The organism is Streptomyces sp. NPDC058086, assembly GCF_042885015.1.
In the GTDB taxonomy this organism is placed as follows: domain Bacteria; phylum Actinomycetota; class Actinomycetes; order Streptomycetales; family Streptomycetaceae; genus Streptomyces.
Map to the genome: position 1 here is coordinate 101,750 of NZ_JBHVST010000001.1, position 12,968 is coordinate 114,717.

At 70.4% G+C, this 12,968-nt stretch carries 10 protein-coding genes; 4 read left to right on the forward strand and 6 right to left on the reverse strand.

Annotated features, from left to right (window positions below; genetic code table 11):
• Positions 1–25 precede the first annotated feature (25 nt).
• Entirely contained in the window at positions 26–2,296 is a 2,271-nt protein-coding gene (locus tag ACFVWD_RS00410; protein WP_389593016.1) for a protein kinase, read from the reverse strand.
• A 184-nt stretch (positions 2,297–2,480) separates the two neighbouring features.
• Between ACFVWD_RS00410 and ACFVWD_RS00415 the strand changes: the two genes are divergently transcribed.
• Positions 2,481–3,644, forward strand: a complete 1,164-nt coding sequence (locus ACFVWD_RS00415) for a serine hydrolase domain-containing protein (RefSeq protein ID WP_389593017.1) — start codon at positions 2,481–2,483, stop codon at positions 3,642–3,644.
• A 98-nt stretch (positions 3,645–3,742) separates the two neighbouring features.
• Here the strand turns inward: ACFVWD_RS00415 and ACFVWD_RS00420 are convergent, their stop codons facing one another.
• The gene (locus tag ACFVWD_RS00420) at positions 3,743–5,449 is read right to left on the reverse strand and encodes a glycerol-3-phosphate dehydrogenase/oxidase (RefSeq protein ID WP_389593019.1); all 1,707 of its coding nucleotides are present in this window, start codon (positions 5,447–5,449) and stop codon (positions 3,743–3,745) included.
• Between the two features lie 261 nt (positions 5,450–5,710).
• On the opposite strand from ACFVWD_RS00420, the gene ACFVWD_RS00425 reads away from it, so the two are divergent.
• Together ACFVWD_RS00425 and ACFVWD_RS00430 are read left to right on the forward strand one after the other, a co-directional pair.
• Positions 5,711–6,919 (forward strand): nucleotide sugar dehydrogenase, encoded by a 1,209-nt coding sequence (locus tag ACFVWD_RS00425; protein ID WP_389593020.1) that lies wholly within the window; start codon positions 5,711–5,713, stop codon positions 6,917–6,919.
• A 123-nt stretch (positions 6,920–7,042) separates the two neighbouring features.
• Entirely contained in the window at positions 7,043–7,645 is a 603-nt protein-coding gene (locus ACFVWD_RS00430; protein ID WP_389593021.1) for a hypothetical protein, read from the forward strand.
• Between the two features lie 82 nt (positions 7,646–7,727).
• Here the strand turns inward: ACFVWD_RS00430 and ACFVWD_RS00435 are convergent, their stop codons facing one another.
• The 4 genes from ACFVWD_RS00435 to ACFVWD_RS00450 all read right to left on the reverse strand — a co-directional run bounded on the left by ACFVWD_RS00435 (position 7,728) and on the right by ACFVWD_RS00450 (position 12,205).
• Complete coding sequence (locus ACFVWD_RS00435; RefSeq protein WP_067366955.1) at positions 7,728–8,852, reverse strand: GuaB3 family IMP dehydrogenase-related protein; 1,125 nt, start codon at positions 8,850–8,852, stop codon at positions 7,728–7,730.
• 126 nt (positions 8,853–8,978) lie between these two features.
• Positions 8,979–10,484, reverse strand: coding sequence for an IMP dehydrogenase (guaB, locus tag ACFVWD_RS00440; RefSeq protein WP_101400163.1), 1,506 nt, complete (start codon positions 10,482–10,484; stop codon positions 8,979–8,981).
• A 277-nt stretch (positions 10,485–10,761) separates the two neighbouring features.
• Positions 10,762–11,337, reverse strand: a complete 576-nt coding sequence (locus tag ACFVWD_RS00445; RefSeq protein WP_060901477.1) for a sigma-70 family RNA polymerase sigma factor — start codon at positions 11,335–11,337, stop codon at positions 10,762–10,764.
• Between the two features lie 256 nt (positions 11,338–11,593).
• Positions 11,594–12,205 (reverse strand): response regulator transcription factor, encoded by a 612-nt coding sequence (locus ACFVWD_RS00450; RefSeq protein ID WP_003948568.1) that lies wholly within the window; start codon positions 12,203–12,205, stop codon positions 11,594–11,596.
• A 390-nt stretch (positions 12,206–12,595) separates the two neighbouring features.
• On the opposite strand from ACFVWD_RS00450, the gene ACFVWD_RS00455 reads away from it, so the two are divergent.
• Positions 12,596–12,928: a WhiB family transcriptional regulator gene (locus ACFVWD_RS00455; protein WP_060901471.1), complete on the forward strand. Its 333-nt coding sequence runs from the start codon at positions 12,596–12,598 to the stop codon at positions 12,926–12,928.
• Positions 12,929–12,968: the final 40 nt, after the last annotated feature.

Genomic DNA, 12,968 nt, shown 5'->3' on the forward strand with positions numbered 1-12,968 from the left:
CACGACGTGGGTTCGGGCCCGTGCCTCACGACTTCGGCTGGAACGTCTTCGTCAGCGTCTGCCACGTGTCCTTGCGCAGCTGACTGTCCCAGTCGGATGCCTTCGCCGTGTACATCAGCCCGTACCCGAGATGATCATTGACGACGAATCCGCGGTCGATCGACCGGTACTTCGTGCCACCGTCCTGATAGGTGAACTCCCAGTCGGCCGTGTTCCAACCGCGGTAGTCCACCTGCTCTATGCGCACCCGCTTGTACTGCGAGCGCACCATGTACCCCTCTTGGTTCTTCCAGTCGGCCACAGGGTCACTCTTGGGCGTGGTCGTCCAGCCGACGAGGAGCTTCTGCCCGTCGGGACCGGTGAAGCGGGCTCCCGCATCATCCGTCGACTGGTACTTCCACCCCTTGGGCAGCCCGATCTTGAACCCCTGGCCGGCCGTGTACGTCGACACGGCGGTGGAGCCCGAGGAGCCCGACTCCTTGCCGTCGCCGCTCGTCCCGTTCGTGTCGGCGGCGCTGCCCGACGCGTCGGTGTTCGGCGTGCTGCCCGAACTCCCGTCCCCGGCCGACCCGGTGGCACCGCCCGTCTTGTCGCCGCTGTCGGTGTGAGAGCCGCTGGTCGCGCCCTTGCCGCCACTGCCCGCGGTCACCCCGCTGGACGCGGCCGCCTTGGTGTCACCGCTCTTGCCGTTCTTGGCCCCGCTGTCGTCACCGCCACCGAGGGTCAGGGCAAGCACGGTCCCGATCACGGCGAGCGCCACGACCACCGCGATGATCATCAGAGTCCGCCGTGGCACCACATCGGTGAGCGGCGCCCGCGGCACGGGCCGCGGCGGCCGCTCGGGCGCCACGGGCCACCCGGAGGCCGCCCTGGCCTCGCCGGCCGAACCGGTGGAGTCGGAACCCCCCGAACCCGCCGAGCCGAGAGTCCCCTTCGAGCCGACGGAACCGGAGGGCGAACCCACTGGCGCGCCGTCACGCACGCCCGGCTTCGGGGAGCCCCCAGCCGCCTTCCCACCCTGGCCGGGCGTGACCGTCCCGGACTTCCCCGCAGCCGCGGCGGGCTTCGACACATCCACGCGCGGCGGAGCCGGGGGAGCCTTCGGAGCGACCGGAGCCGCCCCCTCCACGCCCACCGAACCGGAAGCCGCGATACCGCCGGCACCACCCGCACTGCCCGCAGCGCCCGTCCCGCCCGCAGCGCCGGACTTCGCACGGGCCGTCGCCGCAACGGTGGCCGCCGCCGTGGCCGCACCGGCGACCGAGGCGGCCTTCCGCACGGAACGCAGCGCCCCGCGCAGCCGCTCCCCGGCCTCCTCGCCCCGCTTGGCCCCGGAACCGCGCGAGCCGCCCGAACTCTTCTTGCCCGGGCCCTCGTCCGGCACCGGCGGCAGCGCCACGACCTTCGTCGCGTCCGCCGGCTCCGGCACGGTCTCCTTGGGCTCGGGGGCGTAGATCACCTCGCTGAGCATCGCCCGGGCGCGCTCGTTGTCGAGCCGCTGCGCGGGGTCCTTCACGAGCAGCCCGTAAATCACGTTCTCCAGCGGGCCCGCGTTCTTCGGCTGCTCCACCGGCTCGGTCATCACCGCGGTGAGCGTCGCGATCGCGGAACCCTTGTCGTACGGCGGCACACCCTCGACCGACGCGTACAACAGCCCGCCCAGCGACCACAGGTCGGCCGCGGGGCCGGGCTTGTGCCCGCGCGCCCGCTCCGGCGAGATGTACGAGGGCGCGCCCACGAGCATGCCGGTCGAGGTGATGGACGGGTCGCCCTCGACCTGCGCGATACCGAAGTCGGTCAGCACGACCCGGCCGTCGTCGGAGATCAGCACGTTCGACGGCTTCACATCGCGGTGCAGGATGCCCTCGCGGTGCGCGGAACGCAGCACGTCGAGTATCGCCAGCCCCACCTCGGCAGCGCGCTTCGGCGTGAGCAGGCCGTCCTCGCGGATGACCTCGGCGAGCGACTTGCCCTCGACGAGCTCCATCACGATCCACGGCCGGTTGTCCTCGTCGACCACGTCGAAGACCGTCACCGCGCCGTTGTTGCGAATCCGCGCGATCGCCTTGGCCTCACGCAGGGTGCGCGTGATCAGCCGCCGTTTCTCGTCGTCATCGATGCTCGACGGGAACCGCAGTTCCTTGACGGCGACCGTGCGGCCCAGCGTTTCGTCCTGGGCCCGCCACACCGTGCCCATGCCGCCGCGGCCGAGAACATCTCCCAGCCGGTAGCGCCCGGCGAGGAGACGTTCGCTCTTGTCCTGACGGGATGCTCCCGCCCGCTCCGCCTCCGACATGCGTCCCCTCATGCAACCCGCCCTGACAGAGCCTTCATTGTCCCTCACCCGACAAGCGCTCAGCGCCCAGGGGGCCCTTCGGCCGACAAGCCCTCGGCGACCGGCACGCCCCTCACCTGCGGACCGCCCGCTCGTGCGCACAGGTCCGTCCCCCATGATGTGCCGCAACAAGGAAGGAACGCCGATGCCTGCGCCCCGGACACCTCGGACACTCCTGGTCATACCCGTGTCTCTGGCCGTCCTCGTCCTGGCCCCGATCGGTCTGCCGCGACTGATGCCGACCGCCGGCCCTTCCCACTCCACCACACCCTCGGCCGCCCGTCACACCCCCAGGTCCGCGGCCCCGACGGGCTCACACTCTCCCGCCGCCGCCCCGGCAACGGGCGCCACCCGCGCCTTCCGCCGTCTGCTCCCCCTTCTGGTCACCCGCGGCAAGGCTCCCGCCGCCGCGCTGCTGGCCAGTGACGCCTCCGGCGCACGCTTCGCCCACGCCGGTGACGGCATCGCCCGCGGCGACCACTTCCGCGCGGGCAGCATCACCAAGACGTTCATCGCGACCGTGGTGCTGCAACTCGCCGCCGAGCACCGACTGTCCCTGTCCGACACCCTGGACGCTCACCTACCGGGTCTGGTGCGCGGCGCGGGCAACGACGGCCGGCGTCTGACGCTGCGCTCCCTGCTCACCCACACCAGCGGCCTGTACGACTTCACCGATGACACCAAGGGCACCGTCCCCCTCACCCCGCTCCAGGCCGTCCGCATCGCACTCACCCACCCCCCGGCCGCCCGCGGCCGCTTCGCCTACTCGAACACCAACTACGTCCTGCTCGGCATGGTCATCCGCCAGGTCACCGGCCACTCGTACGCCACCGAAGCCGAGCGCCGCGTCATCAACCCCCTTCGTCTGACGGGCACCTCCTTCCCCGGCACCCGCACCTCGCTGCCCTCCCCGCACGGCCGCGCCTACTCCGCCGACGGCACCGACGTGACCGCCCTCGACCCGCGCGTGGCCGGCGCGGCGGGTGAGCTGGTCACCACGCTCGCCGACCTGAACCGCTTCTACGCGGCCCTGCTCGCCGGCGACCTGCTCCCGCCCCGCCAACTGCGCGAGATGCTCGACACCCGCGCCGCACAAGGCCTGTACGGCATGGGTCTGTATCCGGTGAAGCTGTCGTGCGGCACCACGGTGTGGGGGCACAACGGCCACATATCCGGCAGCTACGTGCGCACCGCGGCTAGCGTCGACGGCCGTCGTGTCCTCACCGTCCGGGTGAACACGGACGGGATCGAGGACCCGGACCTGGAACCCGAACTGCTCGCCGCCGAGTTCTGCCCCCGCACCCAGTAGAACGGCCGGGTTTCGAGCAAAGATCCCAGCTCGCGACACCCGTTCGAGTGACATTCACGGGACCTCCCGGGCAGGCCCTCGTAGGCAGCGCGGCCCGATCAGCGCGGCACGATGTCCGGCGCCCCCAGCCGCGCCGCGTCCGCCGTATGGTCGTCCGGCTGGCGCTGGGACTCCCGCTCGGCCTCGACCCGCTTCTCGTAGTGCTCCACCTCGCGCTCGATCTGGTCCTTGTCCCAGCCGAGGACCGGCGCCATCAACTCGGCGGCCTCGCGGGCGCTGCGCGTACCGCGGTCGAAGGTCTCGATGGAGATACGGGTGCGCCGGGTGAGCACGTCGTCCAGGTGCCGCGCACCCTCGTGCGAGGCGGCGTAGACGATCTCGGCCTTGAGGTAGTCCTCGGCGGCAGGAAGGGGTTCGCCCAGCGCGGGGTTGGCGGCGATGAGCTCGAATATCTCCTCGGCCAGCACACCGAACCGGTTCAGCAGATGCTCCACGCGGACCACATGGAGTCCGGTGCGCTGCGCGATCCGCGCCCGCGCGTTCCACAGCGCCCGGTACCCCTCGGCCCCGAGCAGGGGAATGTCCTCGGTGACGCATTCGGCGACCCGCTGGTCGAGACCGTGCACCGCCTCGTCGACCGCGTCCTTGGCCATCACCCGGTAGGTCGTGTACTTGCCGCCCGCCACGACCACCAGTCCCGGCACCGGATGGGCCACGGTGTGCTCGCGCGAGAGCTTGCTGGTGGCGTCCGACTCGCCCGCGAGCAGCGGCCGCAGTCCCGCGTACACACCCTCCACGTCGTCGCGGGTCAGGGGCACCGAGAGCACCGAGTTCACATGCTCCAGCAGATAGTCGATGTCGGCGCTCGAGGCCGCGGGGTGGGCCTTGTCGAGGTTCCAGTCGGTGTCCGTGGTGCCGATGATCCAGTGCCGCCCCCAGGGGATCACGAAGAGGACGGACTTCTCGGTACGCAGGATCAGGCCCGTCGCGGCGTTGATGCGGTCCTTCGGCACGACCAGGTGGATGCCCTTGGAGGCCCGTACGTGGAACTGGCCTCTCTCGCCCACCATGGCCTGGGTGTCGTCGGTCCACACGCCCGTGGCGTTGACGATCTGCTTGGCGCGGATCTCGTACTCCCCGCCGCCCTCGACGTCCTGCACCCTGGCGCCGACCACGCGCTCGCCCTCGCGCAGGAATCCGGTCACGCGGGCACGGTTGGCGACCTTCGCGCCGTACGCCGCCGCCGTGCGCACCAGCGTGGCCACATAACGGGCGTCGTCCACCTGCGCGTCGTAGTACTGCAACGCGCCGACCAGCGCGTCCTTCTTCAAGGCGGGTGCTATGCGCAGTGCGTGGCTGCGCGTCAGATGGCGGTGGGCGGGCAGTCCTCGTCCGTGTCCGCTCGTCATCGACATGGCGTCGTACAGCGCGACGCCCGAACCCGCGTACAGCCGCTCCCAGCCCTTGTGCTGGAGCGGGTAGAGGAACGGCACCGGCTTCACCAGGTGCGGTGCGAGCCGCTCCAGAAGGAGTCCACGCTCCTTCAGGGCCTCGCGCACGAGGGCGAAGTCGAGCATCTCGAGATAGCGCAGGCCACCGTGGATCAGCTTGCTGGACCTGCTGGAGGTGCCCGACGCCCAGTCGCGCGCCTCGACCAGGCCCGTGGACAGGCCGCGCGTCACGGCGTCGAGCGCCGTCCCCGCACCGACCACGCCCGCGCCCACCACCAGCACATCCAGCTCACGCTCGGCCATTCCCGCCAGGGACTCGGCGCGCTCCGCCGGCCCCAGTTTCGCTGTCCTCACCGCTGCCTCCCGCTGTCTGTAGCGCTGGCCGCACCTGTCCGGCTACGCCCGGCTCACGTCCCCCTGCCCCAAAGTCTGACCGTGATGTCCGTCATCGGCCACCACGCGCCCCCAGCCTGTGGACAACACTCCCGGAAACTCGCCCACCCAATACCGTAAATCGGTCATATTTACTCCTAGTCTGACATTGCGCTCGCCCGTTCTGTCCACAGGGCTTGCGCACCTGTCCCGCTTCGGTTACTGGGAAGGACGGCCCACGCCATGCCCGCAGATCTCGCCGTCATCGGACTCGGACATCTCGGCCTGCCCCTGGCCCAGGCCGCCGTCGCCGCCGGCATCCCCACGCTCGGCTACAAGACCGGGCCGGAAGGCGGCTCACTCACCCCGGCCGAACTGCGCCGGATGCTCTCGGGGGGCTTCCGGCCCACCACCAACCCCGCCGAACTCGGCCGCGTCCGCACGGCCGTCATCTGCGCCCCGACCCCACCCGGCCCGGACGGCACCCCCGACCTGGGCCAAGTGGCCTCGGCCGCCCGCACCCTGGCGGAACGGCTGCGCCCGCACACCACCGTGATCCTGGAGTCGCCGGTCCACCCCGGCACCACCGAGGGCTTCCTGCGCCCGCTCCTCGAAGAGGGCTCGGGCCTGCGCGCGGGACGCGACTTCCACCTCGCGTACTCGCCCAGCCGCGTCGATCCGGGCAACCGGGACTTCACCCCCGCCAACACCCCCAAGGTCATCGGCGGCCTCACCCCCGCCTGCACCGAGTCGGCCGCCGCCTTCTACGGGCGCCTCACCGACAAGGTCGTACGCGCGCGTGGCCCCCGCGAGGCGGAGACCGTGCAACTCCTGGAGAACAACTACCGGCACGTCAACATCGCCCTGGTCAACGAGATGGCCGTGCTCTGCCACGACCTGGGCGTCGACGTGTGGGACGTCATCCGCTGCGCCGAGACCAAGCCGTTCGGATTCCAGGCGTTCCGGCCGGGGCCGGGCGTCGGCGGCCACGGCATCGCCCAGGACCTGGCGGGCCACTCGGGCCGCACCCTCCGAATGGTCGAACTGGCCCAGCAGGTCAACAGCCACATGCCGCGGTACGTCATCCAGCGCGCCGCCACGCTCCTCAACGAGCACGGGAAATCGGCCCGCGCCGCGCGCGTGCTCCTCCTCGGCGTCACCTACAAGCCCGACCTCGCCGAGCAACAGGGCACGCCCGCCCATGAGATCGCCCTGCGGCTGATGGAGCTCGGCGCGACCGTCAGCTACCACGACCCGCACGTCCCGGCCTGGAACGTCCTCGGCCGCCCCGTCCCGCGCGCCGACTTCCTCTACGAGGCCGCCGCCGACGCCGACCTCACGATCCTGCTCCAACAGCACCGCACGTACGACCTCCAGGGGCTCTCCGTGAAGGCCCAGCTCCTGCTGGACACCAGGGGCGCGACCCCGACCGGAGCCGCGCACCGACTCTGACCCCGGCGAAACCCCTGGACGGGATGTCACTGCCGACTGCTACTGTGCGTCAGCTCTCGCACACCAGTGCGCCCGTGTCCCGGGCGCTCTCAGGTGTGCGCTCACATCCCTGGGGGGAACCACATGAGTCAGTCGTCTCCGCCGCCGTCCGGTCCACCGGTCGACAACCCGTACGCGGGCCAGAACCCGTACGCCGGCAAGCCGGGCCAGCCGTCCGCGCCGCCGCAGGACGCCGCCCAGGCCGGGATCCCGCAGCAGGGTGCCCCGCAGGGCGCACCCCAGCCGGGCTTCCCGATGGCCCCCGTCGCCCCGGCCGCTCCGGTGCGCGACAAGCTCGGGCTCGGCCTCGCGGCCGCCGTCGGTGCCGCCCTGGTCGCGGCGGGCCTCTACGGAGTCATCATCGGCCTCACCAAGCACGAGATCGGCTGGGCGGCCGTCGGCGTCGGCTTCGTGATCGGCCTCGCCGCGGGCCGCGTCGGCGGACGCAACCCGATCCTGCCGATCGCCAGCGTGATCCTGTCGGTGGCCTCGGTCTACCTCGGCCAGCTGGTCGGCGAGGCCATGATCGGCGCCAAGGAGATCGGCGTCGGCTTCAACGAGATCTTCTTCCAGCACTTCGACGTGGTCCAGGAAGCCTGGAAGGCCCAGGCCGACCCGCTGACCTTCCTCTTCTTCGCCATCGCCGCCTACGCGGCCTTCTCCGGCGCCAAGAAGGCCGGTCAGTAACCCCGCCCGGCATGCGCGAGGGCCCGCCCACCTCATGGTGGACGGGCCCTTCGGCGTCGTACGAGCCGCCGTACCGCTACCGCTAGCGCTTGTGCTGCGAGTCCGCGACCGTCACCTCGACGCGCTGGAACTCCTTGAGCTCGCTGTAGCCGGTGGTGGCCATGGCGCGGCGGAGGGCGCCGAAGATGTTCATGGAGCCGTCGGGGATGTGCGAGGGCCCGGTGAGGATCTCCTCGATGGTGCCGACGGTGCCGAGGTCGACCTTCTTGCCGCGCGGCAGCTCCTCGTTGACCGCTTCCATGCCCCAGTGGTGGCCCCTGCCGGGCGCGTCCGTGGCGCGGGCCAGCGGGGAGCCCATCATCACCGAGTCGGCGCCGCAGGCGATCGCCTTGGGGAGGTCGCCGGACCAGCCGACACCACCGTCCGCGATCACGTGCACATAGCGGCCGCCGGACTCGTCCATGTAGTCACGGCGGGCCGCGGCCACGTCGGCGACGGCGGTCGCCATCGGGACCTGGATGCCCAGCACGTTGCGCGTGGTGTGCGCGGCACCGCCGCCGAAGCCGACCAGGACACCGGCCGCGCCCGTGCGCATCAGGTGCAGCGCCGCCGTGTACGTGGCGCAGCCGCCGACGATCACCGGCACGTCGAGCTCGTAGATGAACTGCTTCAGGTTCAGCGGTTCGGCGGCACCGGAAACGTGCTCCGCGGAGACCGTCGTACCGCGGATGACGAAGATGTCCACGCCCGCGTCGACGACGGCCTTGGAGAACTGGGCCGTGCGCTGCGGCGACAGGGCGGCCGCGGTGACGACGCCCGAGTCGCGCACCTCCTTGATGCGCTGCCCGATCAGCTCCTCCTTGATGGGAGCGGCGTAGATCTCCTGGAGGCGGCGGGTCGCGGTGTCCGCGTCCAGCTCGGCGATCTCGTCGAGCAGCGGCTGCGGGTCCTCGTAGCGCGTCCACAGGCCTTCGAGGTTCAGTACGCCCAGGCCGCCCAGCTCGCCGATGCGGATCGCGGTGGCCGGGGAGACGACCGAGTCCATCGGGGCCGCCAGGAACGGCAGCTCGAAGCGGTAGGCGTCGATCTGCCAGGCGATCGAGACCTCCTTCGGGTCTCGCGTACGGCGGCTCGGGACGACGGCGATGTCGTCGAAGGCGTACGCCCGGCGGCCGCGCTTGCCGCGCCCGATCTCGATCTCAGTCACGTGTGTGGCCTTTCCCTCTTCGCTTCTGCGCCTCCCAGTATCCCCGACACCTACGACAAGGGCGGCCCCGGAACCTCCGGGACCGCCCTCACGTACATGTACGGCTGGTCGTCAGCGCATGTACGGCTAGTCGTTACGGCTGTAGTTCGGCGCCTCGACCGTCATCTGGATGTCGTGCGGGTGGCTCTCCTTGAGGCCCGCCGAGGTGATCCGGACGAACCGGCCCTTGGACTCCATCTCGTCGATGGTGGCGGCGCCCACGTACCCCATGGTCTGGCGCAGACCGCCGACGAGTTGGTGCAGCACGTTGGCCAGCGGGCCGCGGTAGGGCACCTGCCCCTCGATGCCCTCGGGCACGAGCTTGTCGTCGGACGCCACGTCCGCCTGGAAGTAGCGGTCCTTCGAGTACGACCTGCCCTGCCCACGGGACTGCATGGCGCCGAGGGAGCCCATGCCGCGGTACGACTTGAACTGCTTGCCGTTGATGAAGAGCAGCTCGCCGGGCGACTCCTCACAGCCCGCCAGGAGGCTGCCGAGCATCACCGTGTCGGCACCGGCGGCCAGCGCCTTGCCGATGTCGCCGGAGTACTGCAGACCACCGTCACCGATCACCGGGACACCCGCGGCACGGGCCGCGAGGGCCGCTTCGTAGATGGCGGTGACCTGCGGGACGCCGATGCCCGCGACCACACGGGTGGTACAGATCGAGCCGGGGCCCACACCCACCTTGACGCCGTCGACGCCTGCGTCGATCAGGGCCTGGGCACCGTCACGGGTGGCGACGTTGCCGCCGATCACGTCGACGTTCACGCTCGACTTGATCTTCGCCATCCAGTTGAGCGCGTTGCTGTTGTGCCCGTGCGAGGTGTCGACGATCAGGAAGTCCACCCCGGCCTCGGCCAGCGCCTGAGCGCGCTCCAGGGCCTCGGGGCTGGCGCCGACGGCGGCACCCACCAGCAGGCGGCCCTCGGCGTCCTTCGCGGCGTTCGGGTACTTCTCGGCCTTCACGAAGTCCTTGACCGTGATGAGGCCCTTGAGGACGCCCGCGTCGTCGACCAGCGGAAGCTTCTCGATCTTGTGGCGGCGCAGCAGTTCCATGGCGTCGGTGCCGGAGATGCCGACCTTGCCGGTGACCAGGGGCATCGGCGTCATGACCTCGCGCACCTGGCGCGAACGGTCGGTCTCGAAGGCCATGTCACGGTTGGTGACGATGCCGAGCAGCTTGCCGCTCCCGTCGGTGACGGGGACACCGCTGATGCGGAACTTGGCACACAGCGCGTCGGCCTCGGCCAGCGTCGCGTCCGGGTGCACCGTGATCGGGTCGGTGACCATGCCGGACTCGGAGCGCTTCACCAGGTCGACCTGGTTGACCTGGTCCTCGATGGAGAGGTTGCGGTGCAGTACACCGACGCCTCCCTGCCGGGCCATGGCGATCGCCATGCGCGACTCGGTCACCTTGTCCATCGCCGCGGAGAGCAGCGGGATGTTCACACGTACGTTGCGGGAGATGCGGGACGAGGTGTCGACCGCATTGGGCAGCACCTCAGAGGCGCCCGGCAGCAGCAGCACGTCGTCGTAGGTCAGCCCGAGTGTCGCGAATTTGGCGGGCACTCCGTCGACGTTGGCAGTCATGACACCTTCCCCAAATGGCCTTGATCGGTGCGGATGTCCATGCTAACGGGAAGCAAGGCTCTCCCATTCCACGGTTCGGACCGCCCTTGGGCTTCGTAGGTTCGTACGGGCGGGGTGGCGATGCCGTTCAGTTGTGGGCCGGGGCCCGGTCCCCGCGGGAGTGCGACGCGAGCCCCACGCCCGAGGAAAAACCGGTCCGCCCCTTGGGAGGGCTGCCCCGCCTCGCCGGCCGACGCGTCCCCAGAGGTCCCGGTGGCCCAAGACCCCTGAGACCCGCCTACTGCTCCGCCAGCGCCCGCAACCGGCTCAGTGCGCGGTGCTGGGCCACCCGTACGGCGCCCGGTGACATTCCCAACATCTGGCCCGTCTCCTCGGCCGTGAGGCCCACCGCGATGCGCAGCAGGAGCAGCTCGCGCTGGTTCTCGGGGAGGTTGGCCAGGAGTTTCTTGGCCCACTCGGCGTCGCTGCTGAGGAGAGCGCGCTCCTCCGGGCCGAGGGAGTCGTCGGGGCGCTCGGGCATCTCGTCCGAGGGAACCGCCGTCGAACCGGGGTGGCGCATCGCGGCGCGCTGCAGGTCGGCGACCTTGTGCGCGGCGATGGCGAAGACGAACGCCTCGAAGGGGCGCCCGGTGTCCTTGTAGCGCGGCAGTGCGAGAAGCACCGCTACGCAGACCTCCTGGGCCAGGTCCTCGACGAAGTGCCGCGCGTCGCCCGGAAGCCGGGAGAGGCGGGTGCGGCAGTAGCGCAACGCCAAGGGATGTACATGCGCGAGCAGGTCGTGCGTGGCCTGCTCGTCGCCGTCGACCGCGCGATGGACGAGCGCACCGATCACCGTCGTCTCGTCGTCGCGCATCGGTCCATGGTGCCTCGGCGTCGTCTTGTCCGTGGCACCGCGTCCGTAGTTGTGCACCGAAGCGTTATGAGCAGGTGCGCCGGAACTCATCTCCGTCGCCCTCCCCTTCCGCTCGACCGACTCGTCCCCGAGGAACTCCACACCTCAAGCATGCGGCATCCGCGGCGAAACGAGCAGCGGGCACTCGGCGGGCCCTGTTGTCGGCCCCGCCCACCATGAGGTAGGCGGGGTGCGTCGTACCCCCGCGACGGCTCACCTAACGAACCAGACCCCACCGGAAACCGAGCGCCACGGCGTGCGCGCGGTCCGAGGCGCCGAGCTTCTTGAAGAGCCGCCGGGCGTGCGTCTTCACGGTGTCCTCGGAGAGGAACAGCTCGCGGCCGATCTCGGCGTTGGAGCGACCGTGACTCATGCCTTCCAGCACCTGGATCTCACGCGCCGTGAGCGTCGGCGCCGCGCCCATCTCGGCCGACCGCAGTCTGCGCGGGGCGAGCCGCCAGGTGGGGTCGGCGAGCGCCTGGGTCACGGTCGCGCGCAGCTCCGCGCGGGAGGCGTCCTTGTGCAGATAGCCGCGGGCCCCGGCGGCGACGGCGAGCGCCACACCGTCCAGGTCCTCGGCCACGGTGAGCATGATGATGCGCGCACCGGGGTCGGCGGACAGCAGCCGCCGGACAGTCTCGACGCCACCCAGTCCGGGCATGCGTACGTCCATCAGAATCAGGTCCGAGCGGTCGGCACCCCAGCGGCGGAGGACTTCCTCGCCGTTGGCTGCCGTCGTCACGCGCTCGACGCCGGGCACGGTCGCCACCGCACGGCGGAGCGCCTCTCGGGCAAGCGGGGAGTCGTCGCAGACGAGGACGGATGTCATGGCCGCCCTCCGCAGCTGATGCGCGTCACCTTGAGCCTCCAGGCTGGTACGAATCGTCATCTGTGCGGTCGACACTCGCCGACGGAACTGCCGTCTGCCCGAGCGCTTGTTCCTTCAACCGCCTCGGCACTCTCAACGATGGTCACTCGAAAGAGTTACGGGGCAGTCCGTCGTCTTCGGCACTCTACGTGAGGGCGTGGACACGATGCAGACATGTGCAACGGACCCTCAACGTTTCATCACAACCTATGCCCCATTCAGCCTGTTTTCTTCCCATTTGCTGGTGTCTGCGGCTAGATTCGCAATGAGTCATATTTTCATCTCCTTAGATCGTAGATGTACGGTCGGTGGGCACAGAGCGGCCCAGAACGGCAACAAGGGGACAAAGCAATGGCAGATTTCTCCCGCCTTCCCGGTCCGAACGCGGACCTCTGGGACTGGCAGCTCCTCGCGGCCTGCCGCGGGGTCGACAGCTCGCTCTTCTTCCACCCGGAGGGCGAGCGCGGTGCGGCACGGAGCGCTCGCGAGAACTCGGCCAAAGAGGTCTGCATGCGGTGCCCGGTACGAGCCCAGTGCGCGGCGCACGCCTTGGCGGTGCGCGAACCGTACGGCGTATGGGGCGGCCTGACCGAGGACGAGCGCGAGGAACTCATGGGGCGGGCGCGCAACCGGCTGGTGGCGGCGTCGACCACCGGGAGCGGCGATCCCGCTTCGAACAACTGAAGGAACGTTTCTGCTTTTCGGTCCACCGTCGGGCACGCGC